The sequence below is a fragment of the Xylanibacter ruminicola 23 genome (assembly GCF_000025925.1).
In the GTDB taxonomy this organism is placed as follows: domain Bacteria; phylum Bacteroidota; class Bacteroidia; order Bacteroidales; family Bacteroidaceae; genus Prevotella; species Prevotella ruminicola.
In genome coordinates this window covers 179,443-203,369 of record NC_014033.1, presented here as the reverse complement: position 1 = coordinate 203,369, position 23,927 = coordinate 179,443, and the positions used below count along the sequence as shown (strand labels likewise).

Here is a 23,927-nt window from a genome sequence, read left to right as displayed (position 1 = left end):
TGACATTGAACATTGAAGATTGAACATTCTTTTTACTGCAACTTGATGTTGACCACCACTTTGGCGTGGTCGGGATCGTTGGTAATCATCAGGATACGGGGACGTGTACGAAGCTTCTGGAGCTCTTCGGCAATACCCGTAATCTTTAAGTTAGCACTCTGACCTGGGGCAATCTCACTCTTCGAGAGGGTAACCTTCAAGCCAGCCGTAAAGAGCTGGAGCGAGGTAATCTTCAAGGGCGAAACACCTGTATTCTGCAACGTAACAGTAGCCGTTTTCTTGGTCTTGCCGCCAAAGTCGGTAAAATCCACATCGGTAGCCGACATCTGCAACTGTGGTGCCAGTTCCTTATTCTCTTTCTCGAACTGCTTCATATCGGGCAACAGTACGGTAGCCACATCGATGGCGAAATCCTGACGAACCTTATCGCCTGGGTTATGGGCCATATAAAGAGTGGTCTTGGTCAAGCCATAATCACGCAGTTTCTCTGAGAGCAACTTCACGCTGATGGTAGCCGCACGACCAGGTAACAGATGGTCGGGACTGGTGATAGCGGTGAGATAAGGAGGCAGGTGCATCAGGTTAGGACGCATGGCCTTCTTTCCGTTATTCAGGATGTGAATCTCCTGCTCAGGCACATCGCCCTTGTTCACATCATCGAACTCAAGCACGGCCTTATCCAACAGCAGGTCGCCCATCTCGATAGGATACTCACCCGAGTAATCTCTGAAATCACTCTTAACCACACCCGTCATGGTAAGGTAGAACGGCTTTTTTGAAGCATTACTCTTTACCAGACACATCTTCTGGAAGTGACCTAACATACGGGCATCGTAAGTCATCTTAATAGTGAATCGCTCGCCAATACCCACCTCTTTGGGATATTCTATTTTGGTGCAACCACAATCGGGTTTCACACTCTGAATAACCAATCGGCGCAAACCCTTGTTACGCATCTCGAAGGTGGCTGTAACAGGCTGTTCGTAGCCCGTAGCACCCACATCGATGGTGGTTGTTTTTACGGTAAGACGCTGTGCATTCACCTGGAGAGGCGAAAGCTGAGAAGCGAGAATTGAGAGTAGTATTACTGTTAATTTCTTCATCAATATTATAATATTTAATGTTTAATCTTTAATGTTTCCGAGTGAGTAACGGCGCGGAACTCGGGTGCATAGGCACACTCTACGGTGGCGGTACCTGTTTCGTAGGTTCCGGCTCGATCGATATAATACTCGGTTTCGATCACATGGGTACCCTTCGACAGCATGCCGAAGAAGTAGCATGTGGCATTATCGCGAGGTGTGATATAAGCACCCGCATGATAACCACTCAACGGCTTAACGGGCTCCATGCAAGCCGCACGCTTATCAACCACCTGCACAAAATCGTAATCGCGATCGGCAGTGATGGTAAGGCGGACGCGGATACGGTCTCCGACCGTGAATTGATAATTGACAGTTGACAATTGACAATTATTTTTCAAGAACTCGCGCTTGATGGTGAGACCACTGCCGCTATTCTCAACCTGCTTGGCGGGCTGGAAATACTGGGCATAAACGGCACCCCATGAGGTTCCATCGGTGATTTTGCGGATGGTGAGTTGCTTACCCTTTGGCAATTCGGTCTTTACATAGCCGATAGCTGCTGTTGCCTTGGGCAGCGCAACGGTGCGGGCATCGATACGGACAGCAGGCATGTTTGAGCTTTGTGCCAAACGGCTCTCCTGACCTTTCAGGAAGGCATAAACGGCATTCACGCTGTTGATAGGTGTATCCCAAGCCTGGGTGCGCTTTTGCTGCAGCAACCAGCGCTGCATCTCATCGATAGTCTGCACATCATCAGGAGTTAACTGCTGCAGGGCCTCGATGGCGATACTCTGGGTTGGAATCTTATAATCAAACCAAGAGTAACCTGCACGTGGGGTATCGTAATAGCGTCCCATATCCTCGCGGTAAACGGTGTACTCCTTGAGCGACTGGGCATATTCCTGAGCACGCTTGGCATCAACCTTGGCAAAGATGACTGCTGCAAGGGCCTTATCGTAAATGCTCTGACGCTTGATATCTTTTTTAAGTAGCTCGATGAGATAGCTGTTGGCCTGCTGAACATCGGCTGGCAACTGGCGATCATCAAGGGTTACCAGATACAGCCACTGTAGCGCCTTATAACTTGGGAAGTAAACCTCGCCCTTCTTCTCGGCTTTCTTCAGTTCCTTTACCAGATCTTTTATCTCGTTGCCCATATAGCCAAAGGCCTTATTCAGCATGGTGCTGGTAGAACTCTGCTTCTGGGTGAGGGAATTCAGGCGTACCAGCATTTCGCTTACAGCTACAGTGGTATAGAACGAGCTTGGCATGCCCGGGAACCAGGTCCACGCACCCTCAGCGTTCTGCAGTTTCTGCAACTTCTCGACGGTGGTAGAAAGACGGTTGTTCATCAGATTCTCGTCGAAGAAGTCAACCAAGCGATGCTTCTGTTCAGTCTCGTTGTCGGCATCCAGCACCCAAGGAGTTTCGTTCAGAACAAGATTCTTCAAATCCTCATTCTTTTCCAGTTGAGAGGTGAGCGAGGCCTCGTTAGGCTCCTGCTTCCAGAGCTCGAACACGTTCTTGATCTGTGGATTCTGATTGATGATATATCGTCCCAGTCCGTTGGCATAGAACGAGGCGGCCAGTGAGATGGCGTTATCGTCGCTGGGCGAGCCTACTGCTGGCAGAGCCTGCACCATGAGCCAAACGGGATTGTTGGTATATTCGAGTGTAAGTTTGGTGTTCTTAGCATCAGCAGGAACCAACTTGTTCAAATCGATGGTAGCAGTACCAGGCTGGTGCTGGGTGATAGGCAGCGAAACAGTAACTCGCTCGGTAGCTGGCAATACAGGCAGATAATGCTGCTCACCATCGCTGAAGCCTTTACCGCTGATCGTCATTTTGACGATCAACATTGAACATTCTTGGACGTGCCAAGCGGCAAAGCCGAGCGGACCATGGACCATTGACCATTCAAACTCGACGGGGGTTGTAGAACCTGCGGCGAGCGATACTTGCTGCGACTTTTCGTAGACGATGGCGTTAGTCTCGGCATTGATGAGCTGCAGGGTTACCTTGCCTTGTGCCTGTTTCTCGCTAAAGATACGGGCAGAGATGGTGGCCTTATCGCCCTCGCGGATAAAGCGAGGCACGTTAGGCTGTATCATCACATCCTTCTTAGCCACAGCCTCACCCGCAATGTTACCATAATGTAAATCGCGCGTGTGCGCAAAGCCTAACATCTGCCAGGTAGTCAAACTCTCTGGCAAAGTAAACTTGATAGCCACGCGACCATTGGCATCGGTAGTAAGCTGGGGATAGAAGAAAGCGGTTTCATTGAGATTTTCGCGTACCTGCACATCTGATGCTGCAGTCTGCTCTTCATTAGCAGCCTCTTCGGCACCATTAGCGGCATAAGCGATCCCCGAATCGGTGCTCTGCTTCATCATCTTCATATCGGCAGCCATAGGAGCGGCTTCGGCCACTTCTAATATCATATCATCACCCACATGGCCACGACTCAAAGTCTTAACACCGCGGAACGAGTGGCGATAGAATGCCTGGGGATAAACATTGTGATCAAACAAGCTGAAACCTATCCCGTCAAAGCTAAAGCCCTTCCAATCGTGCGATGCAAATCGGCCAAAGCTACGGGGCGAAACATACTGCCAATTTACCGAAGGCATTGCTATCCACTGATAAGGACGGAAATTCCACTGATGCTTAGCCAACTGATCCAGACTCTGATCGTAGAGTGTAGCCATCAAGTTAGCGTCAACAGGGTTGCCTTCACAATCCTTGATGGTCAGTGTCCACTCTTCCTTCTGTCCTGGTGTCAGACGATCGCGGAAGGTGGCCCACTCCAGCGTCAATTTCTTATTGGGCATAGGGCGCTGTATCTGGGCGGTATGGGTATAACACTTGCCATTCTTTACCCAAGCAAAGGTAAGCAGCAAGCCGTTTTCGTACTCATCCTGATAGGTAAACTTACGGTTTATCAGCTCGTTACTCTTATCCACACTCCCCTGCTCTATCAGCTTATGCCCCGAGAAGATGCTATAGAAGATATGCACATTCTGATCCGAGCTACCCACCTGGATGGTAACAGGCGTGCCGTCGTTAGGAAACTGGGTAGCCGACTGGTAGAACCAATCATCTGTATCAGTAGCAGGTTTCTCATCATCGAGCGAGAATACCACGAAGGTTCGATCGATGGTCTGATCCTCATACGCAGCCTCTACACGATGCTTACCAGAAGCCAACTTAGCCAATGCTATCTGCTGATTTGTTCTGGCCATCTGCCACTCGCCTCCATCAATGCGATAACGTACTTCGGCATCGATATCCTTACCTGCGGCATTGCGCAGATGGAATGTGGCTTGGGGGTTATCTTCAACCAGCACTTTTTCGTCGAGATCGATGCTGAGTGCGGTTGGACGATTGCCCAAAGGCAACGTAAACTGTCCCTGGTGCGTTTCGCCAGCCATATCAGTTACATCGGCCTGCAACACAAAGTTGTAGAACATAGTGTACTTGGTTTCGGGCATCTCCAGTGGCATTTTTATCACAAAGTTACCATCGGCATCGGTGGTAGCTTCGCCCGAACAAATCTCGGTACCGTGATTGCTGTAGCCCAGAGCACCCTCGTCGTAATAGCGATTGTACGACCACCACCAAAGGGCGGTACGGCGCAATACCTTATACGCTACCTTGGCATCCTGAACAGGCACACCCGCATAGCTGAGTGCTGTACCTTTGATATCAAGCACATCGCCAGCCTTATAGGCATCCTTATATTCTGCAAAATCCACATGGAATGTGGGACGCTTGTACTCCTCAACACGAATGGGCCGCGAGGCATTCTCAACCTGGATGGTAAACAAGCCTGTAAGTCCCTTGGCAGGTAGGGTAAAATCTACTGCCCCCACACCATAGGCATCGCTCTCGGTCTGCTTCTCGGCCACCACCTTATGGTTGGCATCGCGCAGCACAAATTTTAAAGTCTGATGGGCACGAACGGTTTGTTTGATGCCCTTCTCCACCTGATACACCAATGCCGAAGCATGTACCGTCTGACCTGGACGATAAATGCTGCGATCGGTAAAAATAGCGGTCTGATTCACCGTACGATCAGCCCCGTAGAATTCGTAACGACCATTACCATACAGCACTGCACCCGCCTTGTCGGTATCGGTATAGGCAAATACCGAATATGGACGTTCCTTGATACGCAGATGGGCATCGGCGATAGGCTGACCAGTCGTAGCATTCACCACCTCGTAACGTGTTTTGCCATCGGGCTGGGCCTCGGCAATCGTAAAGACGTTGGTGACATGATACAGCGTGCGAATCACCTCGGTAGTGGGATTGCTCTTAAACTCCACCAGGTACATGCCTATAGGCAGACCCTTCAGCGTCATACTATCTTCGAAAATCTCGTAATCGGGGCGAGCGGCAAAATGTTTCGTTTCTGTAACCACAGGGGCTCCTAACAACGGGCGGATCTTAGTCCAGCCCTTTTCGCTTGATGGCGAGTGTTCGATATCACCTTCGCAACGTACGGGATACACCGTCATAGTGAGTTGCGACAGATGGCGTAAATCATTCAGCATCACCTGCTGGGCCTGCATGGGACGAACCACAGAGAGGGGATACGACAGGTGGAACTGGGGATTGGTGAGCTCTTTTTTGGCATTACGCAGATAGTTAATCTCAGGCCATCTACCCCACTTGGCAATGGCATCATCAATAAAAGCGATACGATCCACAGCGGGGGTGTTATAAGGCAGTGCATTATATCTGTCGATAGCCAGATGGGCATCGATAATGCTCACGGCCTTCTGGTTGCCTGTCTTCTGATAATAATCGCGCAACTGCTGATACTCACCCAACTCGGCACCTATCACACTCAGCATATCGTTGCCAAACACCGAAGCATCGGCACCCATCACCACAAAAGGCTGATACGAGCGCTCCTTGGTTGCAGCCAACAACTGGCACAGTTCGGGGGTAAGCTGGGGTTTCTTGATGCCTAAATCAATGCTATAGTTCTCGTTATCAATCTGCCAAAGCACCGTTTGGTAAACCAATCGCTGCACCTTATCGGTAGCCTTCTGATAGCGTGCCACAATGCGGTCCACCTCAGGTTTCAGCGAATCAGGGGCGATATCCACCATCGTTTGGGCGGCATAGAGTTCGGCCTTGAGCAGCTGTCCGTATTGTTGTTCCTTCTCGGCCTTCTTCACAATCTTCTGCAGCACCTCGTACTGGGTCTTGGGCAGATCTTTCTCTTCAGCCTCTGAAACCTGTTTCCAGAGTGCCGAATAGGATTGTCCGAATAGGAACATTGGCATGATCAAAGCTATAGTTATGATGAGAAATTTCTTCATAAAGCCCACTTTAATTGGTTTAACTATGCAAAGGTAGCTATTTATTTCCCAAATACAAAGAAAAATAACGTTTTTTATTTTGTATTTTGTTCGATTTGCACTATCTTTGCACCTATGATTAACCAACAATTATTGAATCCCAAGAGCATCGTCGTTATCGGCGGCTCTAACAACGTGCATAAGCCCGGTGGCGCTATAGTACGTAACATTAAGAATGGTGGTTTCGATGGTCCGCTGCACATCGTAAACCCCAAGGAAGACGAAGTGCAGGGAATCAAAGCCTATCATGACGTAAAGGATATCCCCAACACGGATTTGGCCGTGCTCGTGGTGGCCGCCAAGTTCTGTCCCGATTATGTGGACTATCTTTGTGCCGAGAAAGGGGTGCGCGCCTTTGTGATTATCTCAGCCGGATTTGGCGAGGAGACCAAGGCGGGTGCCGAACTGGAACAGCGCATCCTGGATACGTGCAAAAAGTTCGGAGCAGCACTCATCGGACCTAACTGTATCGGACTGCTGAACCGCAACCACCATAGTGTGTTTACGCTGCCCATCCCCAACCTGAATCCACAGGGTGTTGATTTCGTATCGGGATCGGGTGCCACAGCGGTATTTATTCTTGAGAGTGCGGTTATCAAGGGCTTGCAGTTTAACAGCGTATGGAGCATTGGTAACGGTAAACAGATTGGTATCGAGGATGTGCTACAGTATATGGACGAGCGCTTTAACCCCGAGACCGATTCGAAGGTAAAACTGCTTTATATCGAGAATATCTCTAACCCCGATAAGTTGTTGTATCATGCCAGCAACCTGATACGTAAGGGTTGTAGGATTGCAGCTATCAAGGCTGGTTCGAGCGAGAGTGGCAGTCGTGCTGCCTCATCGCACACAGGTGCCATTGCCTCGAGCGATTCGGCTGTAGAGGCGCTGTTCCGTAAGGCCGGTATCGTGCGCTGTTTCTCACGCGAGGAGCTCACCACCGTGGGTTGCATTTTCACATTGCCCGAACTGAAGGGTAAGAACTTTGCGATTGTAACCCATGCAGGCGGTCCTGGCGTGATGCTGACCGATGCCCTGTCGAAAGGCGGACTGAACGTGCCCAAGATCGAAGGTCCTGAGGCCGACGAACTGAAAGCACAACTCTTCCCAGGTTCATCAGTAGCCAACCCTATCGATTTCTTAGCCACAGGTACCGCCGAGCAGTTGGGTACCGTGATTGATTATTGCGAAAACAAGTTTGATCATATCGATGCCATCGCCGTAATCTACGGCACCCCTGGCCTCACCCATCTGTACGAGGCCTACGATGTGCTCGACAAGAAAATCAAGGAGTGCAAAAAGCCTATCTTCCCCATCCTACCCAGTCTGCACACAGCAGGTCCCGAGGTTGAGGAATTCCTGAAGCGTGGTCATGTTAACTTCAGCGACGAGGTGACGCTGGCCACAGCACTCAGTCAGATTATGCGCACCCCACGCCCTGCACCACCCGAGGTGCAGCTTTATGGCATCGACCTGCCCCGCTTACACATTATTATTAAGGGTATCGAGAACAATGGATACGTATCGCCCGAGGTGGTACGCGACATCCTCTCGTGCGCAGGCATCCCCCAGGTTCCCGAGATGGTAAGCACCAGCAAGGAAGAGCTACGTGCCTTTGCCGAACGTGTGGGATTCCCCGTAGTGGCTAAGGTAGTTGGTCCTATCCACAAGAGCGATGTGGGTGGTGTAACGCTGAACATCCGCACCCCCGAGCACTTAGAGTTGGAGTTCGACCGCATGATGAAGATTAAGGATGCCACAGGCGTGATGGTACAGAAGATGATGAAGGGTACCGAGCTGTTTATCGGTGCCAAGTACGAGACGCGTTTCGGCCACGTTATCCTGTGCGGCTTGGGCGGCATCTTTGTCGAGGTGCTGAAGGATGTATCAAGCGGTTTGGCCCCATTGAGCTATGGCGAGGCCTACTCGATGATTCACTCGCTAAAGGGCTACAAGATATTAAAAGGTACACGCGGACAGAAGGGCATCAACGAGCAGAAGTTTGCCGAGATTATCGTGCGCCTGTCAACCCTGCTGCGTTTCGCCACAGAGATTAAGGAGATGGACATTAACCCGCTCCTGGCCGACGAGAACGACGTAGTAGCCGTTGACGCTCGCATTCTCATTGAGAAATGAGAAAATGTAAAAATGTAAGAATGTAAAAATGAAGACTGCGATAGTAGGTGGAGGTGCGGCTGGATTCTTCCTGGCCGTTAACCTCAAGGAAATGTGTCCCGATATGGACATCACCATTTTTGAGAAATCCAAGAAGGTGCTGGCCAAGGTCGAGGTATCTGGTGGTGGCAGATGTAACTGCACCAACTCGTTCGAGGCTGTAAGCGATTTGCAACAGGTATATCCACGTGGGCACCGTTTGCTGAAACGACTGTTTAAAACCTTCGATTACCGCGATGCCTATGCGTGGTTCGAGAACCATGGGGTAAAGCTTACCACCCAGGACGACAACTGCGTATTTCCCGCCTCACAGGATTCGCATACCATCATTAATCTCTTCTTGGCCGAAGCCCGCCGAAAGAACATCGAGATATGCATCCAGCATAAAATCGAGAGTCTCGACGAGCTGAACGACTTTGATTTCAAGGTCATCACCACAGGTGGTGGTACTGCATCGATGGCTGGCGTACCCACCATCGAACCCGTTCCGTCATTGTTCACCTTCAGCATTGCCGACGAGGCCTTGCGTGCCTTGATGGGCACGGTGGTAGAAGATGCCACCGCCTCGATCCCAGGCACCAAGTTCCGCAGTAACGGTCCGTTGCTCATCACCCACTGGGGCATGAGCGGACCAGCCATTCTGAAGCTCAGTAGTCATGCCGCTCGCGATTTGCACGAGCATAACTACCAGATGCCTTTGGCTGTGAACTGGACCTCGCTCAAGGAGCCCGACATCCAGCAGGAGTTGCGCACCATCATCGCCCAGCATCCGCAAAAACAGATTGCCACCATCCGTCCCTTTGGATTGCCCAGCCGTTTGTGGGATTACCTCGTAGCCAAGACCCTTGGCGAACGTGCCCAGAACCGTTGGCAGAATCTGAACCAGAAGGAGCTGAACCGACTGACCAATGCCCTGTGCAACGATCAGTACCAGATAGCAGGTCGTTCGGCCTTTAAGGACGAGTTTGTGACCTGTGGCGGTGTCGACTTGGCGAGTGTGAATCCCAACACCTTAGAAAGCAAAAACCTCCCCAGCGTTTATTTCGCTGGAGAGGTTCTCGATATCGATGGTGTCACAGGTGGCTTTAATTTCCAAGCCGCTTGGACCACCGCTTATACCGTAGCTTGCGCCATTAGTCAACAAGCCCGTTGTAGTCAGTCTCCTTCTGAGGGATAACCCATGTCCATGCATTGGTCTCCTCAGGCTGGATGGTGATGTCGAACACACCCTCGTAGAAGCTACCACCCTGCTTGCGGTTCTTACGAACGATGGGCTGTCCCCAACGCTTGTAGTCGAACCAGTCGTTACCCTCGGCAAAGAGGTCGAAACGACGATACAACTTAATCTCAGTCATCAGGTCGTCGCCAGTCTTGGTGCTCTTGGCATAGGCAGCATCGTACTGCTTCACAGCGTCGAACAACAGCTGCTGTGCCTCAGTCTCCTTACCCAGGTGCATATCAGCCTCAGCCTCGGTGTAGAGCATCTCGGCTGCACGGATGATGGGGAACGAACCACCACCAGGATAGAAGTCAACCAAGAACTTAAACTGCATATAAGCATAGACAAGCGAGGTAAGCTTGCCACTCTGGTCGAAATACAAACGATCCTTGTACTCAGCCTTTGCGCGGTTGTAGAGCATACCAGTGCTACGACCAGCTGCATTACACTCGGCATACTCCTCTTCGGTTGGTACCAGATAGAGCGAGCGGCGCACGTCGCTGGCAGGAATCTGATCGATGAGCTCCTTGCTGATGGCTACAGGATAAGTGCGGCAGTTGCTGGCACTTGAGTTGGCACCGATGTAAGCAAAGAAGCTATAGTAAGAGATGTTCTGCTGTTCATCCTCATACACACCCCATATCCACTCGTTGTTAGGTGTGTGGAAACCGTCCTGATACTGCTCAACCGTCATCAGCTTGTGGCCCTCGCGAGCCAGAGCTGCATACTTGGCAGCATTCTGCCAATCCTCGCGGTTGAGAGCTGCCTTGGCATAAACGGCATAGGCCACATCGAGACCGGGCTGGAAGAACTCCTCGCGCTTGCGATCGCTCTGCTGATAGAGGGCAATGGCCTCGTCGAGGTCGTTGTAAATCTGCTGATAGGTCTCGGCCTGAGTAGCGATGGCCTGCTCGCCCAGACTCTCGTCGACACGCAGCACGATACCATCGGTATTACCCTGATGATCGCTCCAACGGTTGGTGTAGAGCTGAGCCAGACGGAAGAACGAGTAAGCACGGAAAGTAAGGGCCTGAGCCTTGATAAACTTCTTATCGTTCTCCTCACCCTCGGCAGCATCGATATTGTTGATGATGGCATTGGCATTGCTCACCAACTTGTAATAATAGAACCAAGGATAAACGGTATAATCAGAAGTTGGACGCAGGTGGTAGGTTGAGTTCCACACACCCTGCCAACCAGAGTTATTGCTCTTCTGAGCATCGTTACCTGTAAAGGTGCCATACCAGTTCAGGATGGTGCCCTCGCCATTACAGCCCTGCTTGCTCATATACTGAGTAGTCATGGCCTTGCAGATACCATTGAGTGCCATCTCGGCATTCTGGGTGTTGCTGAGCACGGTGGGAGTACCCATCTCCGACTCGGGAGCGGTATCCAGGAAATCCTTGCTACAAGCGCTGAGTGCCAGCGTTGCGATACCTATATATATATACTTTTTCATAAAACTATTCACTATTAACTATTAACTATTCACTCTTAAAACTTGATGTTCACCCCTGCAGAGAAGATGCGTGGTGTAACGAAGGTAGCACTCTGAGTGCCAGCAAAGTTCTGCTGTGGGTTCATACCCTTGCGTGCAGTCAGTGTGAAGAGGTTTTCGCAGGTCAGTGTGAGCATCACGTTCTCGATACCAGCCTTGCGCACCAGTTCCTTAGGCAGCTGGTAGCTAAGGTTGATGTTCTTCAGAATGAGATAGCTGGCACTGGTGAGCCAACGTGAAGAGGTAGAGTTGAGGTCGGCCTCAAGACCACTCACGATGACAGGAACGTCGCTCAGCATAGGCACACCGTTGCGGTCGATAGCATCGGTAGCAGTAGCCTGTTCGGCGGTCCAGCCCTTCAGCACGTCCTTATGCAGGGCGGTTGGGGTGCTCTGTGAGTTCATCAGCAGCTGATAGTTGCTGTCCATCACCTTACCACCCAGCTGATAGGTGAACAGGGTGTAGAGCGAGAAGGCCTTGTAGCTCACGCTGAAGTTGAAGCTACCATAGGCGGTAGGCATGGCCGAACCGTGGAACTCGCGCTTGCCATAGGTGGTGAGATAGCTGTAAGGTGTGCCATCAATCACAACCACAGCGTTCTTCTGCGAACCGGTAATCTCTGCACCGGCAGGGTTACCGTAGGTAGTGCCGCCATCGGTAAAGAAGTACTCATCGCCGTTGAACTTATAGAGCGAGAGTCCGTTCTTGGTGTTCACGCCCTCCCAGGTGTAGGTATAGAACTGATAGCGGTCCATACCCTCAACAATCTTCTTGGTACCATCGATGATACCATCGCGGTTCTGCTCGGGCAGCTTCACCACCTTGTTCTTCTCGAAGGTGATGCTAGCACCTACGTTCACGCTCCAGTTCTTCGACTTGTAAACGTCCATATCGCCAGAAATCTCGACACCGTGGTTTGAGATGGTACCCAGATTCATGGTGGTTACCGACTGAGGTGTGGTGGTATCAGTAGCACCCGCAGAGAGTGGGTTGTAGACGTTGAAGATAAGGTCCTTGTTGCGACGGTCGAAGTACTCGACATTGAAGTTGAGCTTGTTGAAGAGGCGACCCTCGATGGCAACACCCCATGACTGACCTGTCTCCCACTTCAAATCCTCGTTAGGCAGCTGAGAGATATAGTAGGCACCCTTGCCGGCATGAACATCCTGCTGATAGAGGGCCATATAGCCATAGAGACCAGAACCAGAGTCGTTACCTACCTCACCATAGTCGGCACGCAACTTCAGGTAGTTCACCCAGTCATACTGCTTCATAAACTTCTCGTTAGAGATGACCCAGCTGGCACCTGTGCTCCAGAAGTTACCCCAACGGGCATTCTTGGCAAAGCGCGACGAACCATCGCGACGGAACGAGAACTCGATGTTGTAACGGCTGTCGTAGCCATAGCGCACACGACCCAGGTATGACTCGAGGGCGTAATTGTCGTTGTAGTCGTAGAGCTGAGCAAACTGAGTGAAGTTGAGCAGATTGGTGAGATTGGGCACAATCTCTGAATCCTTACCCGAAGCCATGTAGTTGCGGGTGAGCTTGTAGCTCTCGTGACCCAGCAGAGCGTCGACAGAATGTACGCCAAACTCCTGGCGCCAATGCAGCTGCTGCTGGAAGGTGTAGTTCTTCTGGCGAACATCGGTACGGCGCAAACGGCCGTTGTTGGCCTTACCGTCGCCAATCACAGCCGAGTAGTACTTGTTCTCTGAGTCGTTGCTCAGGTTCAGACTACCCTTCAGCGAGAGTGTGAAGTTGTAAGGCAGAATGATATTGGCGTAGGCAATACTGTTAACGGTATTGCGGATAATCTTATCGGTGTTCAACTGGTTCTCCCAGATGATGTGACGATCGGGATACTGATTGCGGGTGTGAACCACCTGACCATCGGGATCGATATATGATCCGCCATCGTACATCAGGTTGCCCATACCGTCGAGATAGTACTCACCTGTAGTCAGGTTGTGGGCATGAACAGGATAAATGGGCGAAATCTTGCGACAGAAGTTGAATGGGTTGGTATTGGCATTACCAGTACCATAGCCGGCATTGAAGTTCTGGTGGGTAGCGTTAAGACTAACACCCACCTTGAGCCACTCAGCTGGCTGGATGTTAGCCGAGAGACGAGCCGACAGACGGTCGAAACCAGAGGTCTTCAGGTAGCCCTGCTCGTCGAGATAGCCTAATGAAACCAGATAGTCTGACTTCTCGGTAGCGCCGTTGGCGTTGAAGTTGTACTCCTGACGATAGCCGTGACCAATGGCCTGCTTATACCAGTCCAGATCCTCGCCATAGGTACCCTTTATGCGGGCGTCGCTCACCAGCTTGCCGTCGGCAGTAAAGAGTGCCTCGTCGGCCTTGTCGAAGATATTCAGCTGAAGTCGGTCGGCAATCAGGTGCTTCGAGGCGTATGCACCAGCTGTAGCAGCATCGTCGCCAGCAGCCATGCGGTTGTTCTTCATGTTGAGCCACTGAGCCTCCATCCACTCGCGGGCGCCCAGACGGTCGTACTCGGCAATACCGCGTGAATAGGTACCCTGCTTCACATCGAAGGTGATGTTCATCTTACCCTGCTTACCCTTCTTGGTGGTAATCAGGATGACACCGTTAGAGGCACGGTTACCATACAAAGCAGCCGAAGCAGCATCCTTCAGTACCGACATCGACTCGATGTCCTGTGGGTTCAGGTCGCTGATGCTACCGCTATAAGGCACGCCATCAAGAATATAGAGTGGTGACGAAGAACCATTGACGGTTCCCACGCCACGAATACGAATCTGTGGGTCTTCACCAGGTGCGCCAACGGTGCTGTTCACCTGAACACCAGTTACCGAACCTTCCAGAGCCGATGCTACCGAAGTGGTAGGACGCAGCTCGATGGCGTCGCTCTTTACCTCCTGAATAGATCCGGTAAGCGATGTCTTCTTCTGTGTACCGTAGGCCACAACCACTACCTCGTCCAGGGTGTGTACATCATTTCTTAACTGAATCTTTAAAGTTTTTGTGCTTACTGCCACCTCAAGTGGTTCCATGCCCACATAGGTAATACGCAGTGTTTTCATACCCTCTGGTACTTCGAGTGTGAAGTTACCATCATAATCGGTAATGGTACCAATGCCTGCATTGCCAACCACCTGAATGGTGGCACCAATAATAGGCTCGTTATCCTCATAACTTACCACTGTACCAGTAACCGTTGTTTGTGCCAGCGCCATCCCCACACTTAGGAACAGCCCAGCCAACATCATACTGAGTCTTTTCATTTAATTTAAAAGTATAAAAAATATATTAGTAATTACTATTCAACTTAATAAACCAAAATTATCGACCTAATCTTCTTCTTTTTTCTAAAATTTTAATCAATATCACTGGAATGAGGGCGCAAAGTTAAGAATTTTTTTTAATACTCACAAGTTTTTTTCAAAATATATGGTATTTTATGCTCAATTCTTGCGCTAAGTTGCTCCAACTATTGTACGTTTGTGCAAATTTCGTAACTTTGCATCCGCAATTATTGATTACTATCGTTAATAAAATATTTTTCGCATCATGGAACAACAGAAACGCTACGGTCATTTCGACGACCAGCACCGCGAGTACGTGATTACCGACCCGCAGACTCCTTGGCCCTGGATTAACTATCTGGGCAACGAGGATTTTTTCTCTTTAATTTCTAATACCGCCGGTGGTTACTCATTCTACAAGGATGCCAAGTTCCGCCGTATCACTCGTTATCGTTACAATAATGTACCAATGGACAATGGTGGCCGATACTTTTATATCAAGGATGGCGACACCGTTTGGAACCCAGGATGGAAGCCCTGCAAAACTCCACTCGATTTCTACGAGTGCCGTCATGGTATGAGCTACACCCGTGTCACTGGTCGTAAAAACGGCGTCGAGGCCAGCGTGCTGTTCTTCGTTCCCCTCAAAAAATGGGCCGAGGTACAGAAGCTCACACTCACCAACCAGAGCAACGAGGTTAAGAACCTCAAATTATTCTCGTTCGAGGAGTGGTGCCTGTGGAATGCTGCTACCGATATGGAGAATTTCCAGCGCAACTTCTCTACTGGCGAAGTCGAGATCGAGGGTAGCACCATCTATCACAAGACCGAGTACCGTGAGCGTCGCAACCATTATGCGTTCTACCATGTAAACACCCCTATCCAGGGCTTTGATACCGATCGTGAAACCTTCGTAGGTCTCTATAACGAGTTTGCCGATCCCCAGGTAGTGATCGAGGGCAAGCCCCGCAACAGCCACGCCCATGGTTGGAGCCCCATCGCCTCGCATTACATCGAGGTAACCCTGCAGCCAGGCGAAAGCAAGGATTTCGTGTTCCTGCTGGGTTACATCGAGAACGAACAGGACAAGAAATTTTCTGCCCCTCAGGTCATCAACAAGGACAAGGCGCATGCGCTCATTGCCGAGCTCGACACCACCGAGAAGGTGGATAAGGCCTTCGCCGAGTTGTGCGAGTATTGGGATGCCCTCCTTAATATATATAATGTACGTACAGGCAACGATAAGCTCGACCGCATGGTTAACATCTGGAACCAGTACCAGTGCATGGTAACCTTCAACTTCTCTCGTTCGGCTTCGTTCTTCGAGAGTGGTATCGGCCGTGGCATGGGCTTCCGCGATTCTAACCAGGACCTCGTAGGCTTTGTACACCAGATTCCATCACGCGCCCGTCAGCGCATCATCGATATTGCCTCAACCCAGTTCCCCGATGGCGGCTGCTATCACCAGTATCAGCCCCTCACCAAGCGCGGTAACAACGATATCGGCGGTGGATTCAACGACGATCCCTGCTGGCTCATCTTCGGTACCGTGGCTTACATCAAGGAAACAGGCGACTTCTCAATCCTCGACGAGATGGTACCATTCGACAATCAGCCAGGCTCTGAGGTAACCCTCTTCGAGCACCTCAAGATTTCGATGGATCACGTTATCAACAACCTCGGTCCTCACATGCTGCCACTCATCGGCCGTGCCGATTGGAACGACTGCTTGAACCTCAACTGCTTCTCATGGGATCCAAACGAGAGCTTCCAGACCACCGAGAACGTATCCGAGGGCACCAAGGCCGAGAGCCTCATGATTGCCGGCCTGTTCGTAGTAACAGGTAAGGATTACGTTGCCCTGTGCCAGAAACTGGGTAAGACCCAGGAGGCCGAGCGCATGCAGAAGGCTATCGACGCTATGATCGAGGCTGTGAAGAAGCACGGCTGGGATGGCGAGTGGTATCTGCGTGCTTACGATTTCTATGGTAACAAGATTGGTAGCAACGAGTGCGACGAGGCTAAGATCTTCATCGAGAGCCAGGGCTGGTGTACCATGGCCGAGATTGGCGCTCAGGAAGGTATGGTTGCCAAGAGTCTCGACTCTTGTAAGAAATACCTCGAGTGCGAGCACGGTATGGTGCTTAACAACCCCGCCTTCACCAAGTATATCTACGAGTACGGCGAAATCTCATCATACCCCGAGGGCTACAAGGAGAATGCTGGTATCTTCTGCCACAACAATCCTTGGGTCATCATCGGCGAGTGCTTGGCAGGCCGCGGTAACGATGCCTGGAGCCACTACGCAAAGATTCTCCCCTCATACGTCGAGGAGAAGTACCAGACCCTGCACAAGGTTGAGCCATACGTTAACTGCCAGATGGTAGCCGGTAAGGATGCCTTTAAGCCAGGCGAGGGTAAGAACTCATGGCTCACAGGTACTGCAGCTTGGATGTGGTACACCGTATCAGAGTTCATCCTGGGTATCAAGCCCGACTACGATGGTATCCGCATCGATCCCTGTCTGCCACAGACAGCAACCGACTACACCGTACAGCGTAAGTTCCGCGATGCCGAGTACGAGATTACCATCCATCCAAACGGCGCCCAGAAGGGTGTTAAAGCCATCACCCTCGATGGCCAGCCCGTTGATGGCACCGTTATCCCCTACTCTGCTGGCAAGCACGTAGTCGAGGTTACTATGTAATCAGGATTACATACATCTATCCAAACCAATCCCCGCCCATCACTGAGCGGGGATTATTGTTTTAAACAATAATAAATGCAACCTTACGTCGATTATCTTTCGGTCTCACTGCAAAGTGCAACCACACGGCACCATAACGGTTCTTCTCTATTAGCAGCTCATCATAGTCCTGATTACTCTCTTTAGCATAATCGATAATGATGGCCGCATAGCAGATGGCCTGTTCATACCCAGATGTGCGAATATCTACCGCACAGCCTGTTATGTGATTACTGGTGGGAGCTCCACCAACCTTACGATTGAACTGCGGTGATCGATAACCTGAGTTGATGATAATAGGATGTGAGGCTTTCTCCCTCAATACTTCCAACCACTCACACAATCGCTTAAGGTTAGCGATAGCCTCATGGCTAGGGATGTTATACACCTCAGGATACTTGCTCCTGGTGAACTCCCCCAGCGTGAAGTGCTGGGAGAGGTTTGCTTTACTGTTTAACTGTACTATCTGTTCCATACTCTTTAATGTTTAATGTTCAATGTTTAATGTTTAAAATGTACCATTGTACCAATGTACCAATCTTAGAATACCAGCACGGCCTTTTTTCTATAACGATGTTTGCATGTGCCATTCTCAGTATATTCACCACACTTCTCTACAGCACCATCTTTCAGTAAGCGCTTAACGCGCATACGAGCTGCATTGATATTTATGTGGAAATTGTTCGCTACATCATCAATCGTAAACTCTTCAGCCAGTCGATTGTACTCCTCGATGGTTCGCTGATGATGGCGACGATTGGTTGATGCATCACGCAACTTGTCGTCGAAATACTTCTCAGCTAATGATCCGAAGTAGTGGCGCTGACAGGCAAACTGGATGTTTACGATTAACTCAGCCAACTGGTCGTCAATCTCGTCTGTCTCAAACTCACCGCACCAGTAGTCACCCTCTTGGTGCAAGTCGCCCCAGTGGCGCATCACGATAAAGGGTGCCGAGTAGTTAATGCCATGGTAGGCACAACGTTTCAACAGCATCTCATCGGCCTTGCTCTCATTGTCCTTGGCATCGGCCATGCGACGTGCCGTCCAGTCGTACATCGTTCGAACAATGCGTTTAATGGATAGTTCGCCCTTGGTCTTATCCAACTTCTTGGCCCATTCCAGTAGGCGGTTGTCGCTGTCCTCATCCACTTCTTCATCAAGGTCCATCATTTCAAAGTGCGTGCTGGGCAGAGGGATGCAGGTTAATCGGGTTGCCAATCCAGAACCGAAGTTCTGTTCGTTCACCTTCTTTTTCAAGGCGATGGGCGTGCCGGTATAAACGTAGTTCCACGTCACGTTAAAATCCTGCATGATAGAATCCATGTTCGAGTACGCCTGACCATCCTCCTCGTTGTGGAAAGCTTTCAGCTCCAGGTTCTGCTTGTCAATCCAGCTGCCACCCTTCTGTACACTCAGGGTATTATCCAGCTCGGTATCAAACGTCAACATGTGCAGCTGCATATCCGTGCCATCAACATTCTCCACAGCATTCACCATGTCTTGGATAAACTGGGCGTTACTGGTTCGCGAGGGGTGAACACGTACCACTACCTTAGGTTTCTTAGGCTTCTCCTTGTTAGCCCCCTTGGTTTTCATCTCCTCGCGATAGCGGTTGATGGTGTCCTTACCTGCTTTATCAGCTGCCACGATGGGGGCTGCCAGGAACTCGTACAGGCGGGTAGCGAAACTCTTACCACTGGCAGGATCGCCGATAATCAATGCCGAGGCATTCAGGCGGCGCAGCTTCGAGGGGCGATGATAAAAGCGATACGTGCAGCGTGTCATCAACGTCATCATCAGGGCTCCAGATACTATCAAGGCCGCAGGGTACTGATTGCGCTTAAGACCCTTGCAGGCATCCTGCAGCGCAGGATAATAAGGGAACAGCGCCTCTATCTTCTCACCCCAATCCCACAGCCACTGCTCAATCTCTTCCTCACCTATGGTGGCGGTGTCTGTCGTTTCGCCCTGCGTAATCTGTTTCCATGTTTGGCCGCACGCTTGGCTAATTGCCTCTTGCATAGCCTTTGAAGGGCATTGGGTAAGGTACTTCTTTTCGCGATCCGCCATGCGTTCTGCTGCCGATGCCACCGTCTGTGCCACATTCTCGTCGCGCTCCTCGATAATCTCCTGCACCCACGATTGTCGTTCAAGTATCCGCTGCACCAGCTTTCGGTCGCCATCAAACAGCACCAGCAGGTCGCTTGCCAGTTTAAGACTTTCGTTGTGTCGGTTGCTGTCGGCTGCACAGGGCAGCTTTGCGCTATAGCGCTTATCAATAATACACTGTATATCATAATCCCTCCACTTTATTTCCACTTCATGATTATCCACGTCCCCACTCTGCTCAGCTGCTTGCTGGCCATCTTGGTGGGCCACAGTATCAGTTTGAGTAACACCACTGTGACCAGCCCTATACTCAGCATTGTATTTCTCGGCAAATTCTTTGTTCTCATACGTAAACAGTTCTTTATCAATGTATAATATATCCGATTCCTTGCAGATGAACGACATGCGTGATGCGTCCTTGCAACTTTCGTCAACCTCAACACCCAGGATTTCAGCCATCCGGTGCTGGTTGTCGATGAGATTACCTACCGCAGCATCAGCCTTAAACACAACTTTCAATCCCTTACCGCTGGGTGTGATATACACCAAAAGTATTCTCCTAGCCGCGTCTTTATTTATAAAGCCGTGTTCATCCGTGCCTAATCCCCATTTGTCGAACACCCCTTTGGGGTCTTCCACGTGATCGATATCCATTACCACAAGTCCCGTTAACAGGGTGGCAGCCTGTTTGCGCCAGGCACCTGTTTTACCAGCCTTCGATGTTGTTGCATCAAACGTAGCCTGGAAGATAAACGCAGGCAGTTTACGCTTTAGACTGGCATCGCCCGTTTCTCTGAACTTATCAATGTTTTCGTTCCATTTCCCTGCCCTGACGAGCGCATAAAACTGCGCTTCGTCAACGGGCAAAGTAGGATTACTGAAATTCTTCTGATAACAAAAACTCATTCAACCTCCTTTTTTATTCGTTATTACTATCTTCGTGGGCAAGCATATTGTCGATTGTTTCTTTAAATCTGTCGCCATCAACTTTGTGACCACCAAAAAAGAAATCATAACCTATCTGCATGTGGTCGTGCTTTACCCATCGCCATGAATCACCATAGAATAATTTATCAAAATCTTCTATCAGCTTCTGTGCCTCCTTGCCAGTAGTCATAGGCAACGCAAGTTTCAGGTAATTATAGCTCTGCATAATGCCAATCATGGCTATTACCAGGCCTTCAGCATCTGGCTCAACATTGTCAATTATCAGTCTAAAGATGTCGCGTGCCAACAGGTCACCTTTACGGGCAGTCAGCATAATCGACTTATCTTTCTTACGACGATAGAAACTCCAATGACAATAAAAGTCAATTACCTTGTATCCAAGTTTCTTTACTTCTTTATACAGTTTCTTTTCCATATATTCCAATTTTTAAGTTAAACTCTATCTACAATCTCTCGATCCATCAGGTGGCTGCTGGCCACGCGGTTTTCACGTTCCATGGCAGCAATCATACGCGCTGTTCCGATGGATTTCTTTAGTGAGATGTAGTACTTCACTCTCTTAGGGCTCTCTTTCAGCCAGCCGTGCTCCAGGATAGCAATTACCTTATCCTTCAAGCGTTTCTTACGCTTATAGTGGTTAAAGTCGATACGCTTGGCCTGCTTATTATAGTGCAACGAGCCCTGCACATACGTTCCTTCCATGATGCTTTTAAGCACCTCTTCGTCGATTTCAATGTATTTTCGCATAATCAATTTGTTTTTAGTGAGTCGTTGGGCCCATTTGACTCGGTTAGTTACTATTGTTTAATAAATCTCTTCATCAATCAGTCGGTAGCAGTATGCCAGCGCCTCGTCTGCGCTCTGATAGCCAATATCCTGCACTGGCACATCATTCACATAATCTACTATGTTTTCTGCCATATCCTGCTGAACCCTGCTTGAATAAGGCAACAGAATTTGCAACAAGTATTCATACAAGCCACTACTTATTCTATGCTTTACATAGCGCATTACTTTTGCAGCTGTACCATCTACATCGTAAAGTAAGTATTCCTCTGCCATTATATTATATATCCAGTAAAATTGTGGTACCATAATCCGTTTCATACTCACGTCTGATGCTCTCGATCGTTCTTGACTCAGGCTCAGGTTTGCCTTGCTTTTTGGCTTTCAATGCCTCAACACTCTCACCTAATCGGATGGCCAGTGCAAACATCAGATATTCCTTTTTGTGAACGCGACCTCGGCACACGCCTGCCTGCGATGTATTGTAGTCCATCTGCCACTTTTTGCACACATGGCCAGACTCCACAAACAGGTTATGGATGGGGCACAATCTCATGCCATCGTTATCTACTAACTTGTTGATACAACTGGCACAACACTTCTTTACTCGCAAACCACAAGGGTTCAATACTGTTTTCACTTTCTTCATTTTTTCTTATTATTTTAATACTTAAAAATCTACCTTTGTCGCTTATCGACGATGCAAAGGTAGATCATTAAGCATTACTCTCGGGTTGATTCCGTATTTCCGTATCAACTCCGTATTTTTCTCCGTATTTTTTAGATTAACTCCGTATCGGCTCCGTATTTTACCGTCAATAATTGCTGCATCAGCACCTCCCAGAATATATCACAGAGCTCACGTTGCGGATTGTCGGTCATCTCGTAATAAGCATCATCGGCATCCATTATCTTGATGCCATGACTGAAGTTCTTTATCACACTCTCGCTTATCTGCAGCCGTTTAGGCCATCCTGAAGGTGTGGCCTTAATCGCCATCACCAGAAAATCCATTTGCGATAATCCGTAATCCAATCTGTCTCTCATCACCAGATAAATGCCCTGCCACTGGTTCTTAAACTTAAACAGTTTGGGATAGTTTGCCATCATTACCAGCAGGCACTGGCTTAGCAACTCCTCGTGTTCGCTAGCCGTCATCTTCAGGTACAGCCTGCGCACCTTGGTGCCCATGTCACACTTTTTAGGTTTAGCATCCTCAGTAAAGTTGTTTTTGGGGGCAGGTATGGGAGCCACACCATAGAACTCGCGCACCTGGTTTACCTTATTTATATAGTCAGGTAAATGGTGCATCACGCCATGGGCCAACAGCGACAACAGATAATGTTCTGCCACATGATAGCTACCAGCATTCATGGCTAAAGTTACAAGTTGAGCATCGTTGATTCTGATACCATCGTGCCATACATACTCCTTTTCTTCATTTCTCATATCCTTTATAAGAATTATGAGTTCAGTCTTAGGCCTAATCCCTCCCTCGGGGTTATACTTTTAGGTTCTTGCTTCAGCGGGGACAAATATACAGAGTTCTACAGAAATAAACGAAGCCAAGCTCGGAATACGAACATGGCCTCGCATACATTTCCGAGACTTTCGGCAAATCCGAATGTTCCGAAAATTCCGATTTTATTTTAGCCTATAAGGCAGTAAACTCTTGTATATTTTCTTATATAAAGGATCGTCGCTATAGTCGGTTGTTACATTAAGGTAAGTACTGTACGAGCTACTATCACGACCTTTCCCGCTACCAAACTCGTCAGTAAATACCGGATGCGGTATGGCATCGTTTCTCATTTTCAAATCCATCAGTACACGTTGCCCTATAATGGCCCGCTTGGGCTTATCTGTTTTATCAGCATATTCGTGCAGAATATACAACACCATCTCCTTATCACTGGCCTCAATATAGTCGATATATGCTTTTCGTGTTCTTTTCATAGTAGTGTGCTTTTGGTGTTTCAGTTTCTCCCGTAGCCTCACCTTCTCCATCATGGGTTTAATTTTTTCATAGCCACTCCTAAGTACGGGCGCTTCAGGATGTTTTCTCTTAGCAAGAATATGTGCATCCGAATAATCCGAGTTCCACATGGCTTTGATGCACTCCTGCGACAATTCCCAATTCTCGAGCACTACCCTTACCCCCTTATCGTTCAACGCCCAGTTAAAAGCACGTTCAACAATCTCGACCAATATTTTGTCGTTAGCAAATGATTTTTCATAGTCAACCAATACCACATATGGCGGATTTCCACATTTGTTTAGGTGTAGAACTATCGAGGCATAATCGTTATTTTTCCTGAATCTACCCACATGTAGTATCACCATGCCCTCTACCAGGCGGAATACGTAGTGCCGTTCATATATAGTACCATTTTTTGGATTTTCAAATCTTAATTTTCGGGTTTCGTTAATATCATTTTCAATGGCGTCAACAAACACATCCAACTGATCCGAATCAAGATCTTCGAACCCGCCAAATATGGATCGTTGACAACTGGTTAATCTTAGCCTGTACAATTTTTGTTTGTACCTTACGTCCTCCATTATATATTTGTTGATATCTTATAAAAACAATCTTTTAGTTTCAGAGTTGCAAAGGTACAGCATTTTCTGTTAATCACCAAATTTTTCCAACGCAAAACAAGCACAAACAATAAAGAGGAATGAGCATCACTGCT

Annotated in this window: 15 protein-coding genes; 3 read left to right on the top strand and 12 right to left on the bottom strand. The window is 49.2% G+C overall.

Going from position 1 to position 23,927, the window contains the following annotated elements; genetic code table 11:
* Positions 1-32: 32 nt before the first annotated feature.
* Positions 33-1,103, bottom strand: a complete 1,071-nt coding sequence (locus tag PRU_RS00780) for a DUF1573 domain-containing protein (RefSeq protein WP_013065746.1) — start codon at positions 1,101-1,103, stop codon at positions 33-35.
* A 14-nt stretch (positions 1,104-1,117) separates the two neighbouring features.
* Positions 1,118-6,418 carry an alpha-2-macroglobulin family protein gene (locus PRU_RS00775; protein WP_041385494.1) on the bottom strand — a complete coding sequence of 1,767 codons (5,301 nt, stop codon included), beginning with the start codon at positions 6,416-6,418 and terminating at the stop codon, positions 1,118-1,120.
* Positions 6,419-6,532: 114 nt separating this feature from the next.
* On the opposite strand from PRU_RS00775, the gene PRU_RS00770 reads away from it, so the two are divergent.
* Together PRU_RS00770 and PRU_RS00765 are read left to right on the top strand one after the other, a co-directional pair.
* Entirely contained in the window at positions 6,533-8,593 is a 2,061-nt protein-coding gene (locus PRU_RS00770) for an acetate--CoA ligase family protein (protein ID WP_013064205.1), read from the top strand.
* Positions 8,594-8,621: 28 nt separating this feature from the next.
* On the top strand, positions 8,622-9,809 hold the full coding sequence (locus PRU_RS00765; RefSeq protein WP_013064709.1) for an aminoacetone oxidase family FAD-binding enzyme: 1,188 nt from the start codon (positions 8,622-8,624) through the stop codon (positions 9,807-9,809).
* Here PRU_RS00765 and PRU_RS00760 read toward each other — a convergent pair.
* Both PRU_RS00760 and PRU_RS00755 read right to left on the bottom strand, forming a co-directional pair.
* A complete protein-coding gene (locus PRU_RS00760) occupies positions 9,766-11,310 on the bottom strand; it encodes a RagB/SusD family nutrient uptake outer membrane protein (RefSeq protein WP_013065237.1) in 1,545 nt (514 codons plus the stop codon). The genes PRU_RS00765 and PRU_RS00760 overlap by 44 nt on opposite strands.
* Positions 11,311-11,345: 35 nt before the next feature.
* Positions 11,346-14,618, bottom strand: a complete 3,273-nt coding sequence (locus PRU_RS00755) for a SusC/RagA family TonB-linked outer membrane protein (RefSeq protein WP_013063432.1) — start codon at positions 14,616-14,618, stop codon at positions 11,346-11,348.
* Between the two features lie 286 nt (positions 14,619-14,904).
* Between PRU_RS00755 and PRU_RS00750 the strand changes: the two genes are divergently transcribed.
* Positions 14,905-17,346 (top strand): GH36-type glycosyl hydrolase domain-containing protein, encoded by a 2,442-nt coding sequence (locus tag PRU_RS00750; RefSeq protein ID WP_013064774.1) that lies wholly within the window; start codon positions 14,905-14,907, stop codon positions 17,344-17,346.
* A 61-nt stretch (positions 17,347-17,407) separates the two neighbouring features.
* On the opposite strand, the gene PRU_RS00745 is transcribed toward PRU_RS00750, so the two are convergent.
* The 8 genes from PRU_RS00745 to PRU_RS00710 form a co-directional block, all read right to left on the bottom strand.
* Positions 17,408-17,860 (bottom strand): YcbK family protein, encoded by a 453-nt coding sequence (locus PRU_RS00745; RefSeq protein WP_013065708.1) that lies wholly within the window; start codon positions 17,858-17,860, stop codon positions 17,408-17,410.
* Between the two features lie 65 nt (positions 17,861-17,925).
* On the bottom strand, positions 17,926-20,403 hold the full coding sequence (locus PRU_RS00740) for a BT4734/BF3469 family protein (protein WP_013063639.1): 2,478 nt from the start codon (positions 20,401-20,403) through the stop codon (positions 17,926-17,928).
* A gap of 13 nt (positions 20,404-20,416) precedes the next feature.
* A complete protein-coding gene (locus tag PRU_RS00735) occupies positions 20,417-20,860 on the bottom strand; it encodes a hypothetical protein (RefSeq protein WP_013063043.1) in 444 nt (147 codons plus the stop codon).
* Positions 20,861-20,877: 17 nt separating this feature from the next.
* A complete protein-coding gene (locus tag PRU_RS00730) occupies positions 20,878-21,192 on the bottom strand; it encodes a hypothetical protein (RefSeq protein WP_143040140.1) in 315 nt (104 codons plus the stop codon).
* Between the two features lie 57 nt (positions 21,193-21,249).
* Positions 21,250-21,507 carry a hypothetical protein gene (locus PRU_RS00725; RefSeq protein WP_013064831.1) on the bottom strand — a complete coding sequence of 86 codons (258 nt, stop codon included), beginning with the start codon at positions 21,505-21,507 and terminating at the stop codon, positions 21,250-21,252.
* Positions 21,508-21,511: 4 nt separating this feature from the next.
* Positions 21,512-21,880 (bottom strand): hypothetical protein, encoded by a 369-nt coding sequence (locus tag PRU_RS00720; protein ID WP_041385492.1) that lies wholly within the window; start codon positions 21,878-21,880, stop codon positions 21,512-21,514.
* Between the two features lie 131 nt (positions 21,881-22,011).
* The gene (locus PRU_RS00715; RefSeq protein ID WP_013064741.1) at positions 22,012-22,680 is read right to left on the bottom strand and encodes a hypothetical protein; all 669 of its coding nucleotides are present in this window, start codon (positions 22,678-22,680) and stop codon (positions 22,012-22,014) included.
* 195 nt (positions 22,681-22,875) lie between these two features.
* Positions 22,876-23,793: a hypothetical protein gene (locus PRU_RS00710; RefSeq protein WP_041385491.1), complete on the bottom strand. Its 918-nt coding sequence runs from the start codon at positions 23,791-23,793 to the stop codon at positions 22,876-22,878.
* Positions 23,794-23,927: the final 134 nt, after the last annotated feature.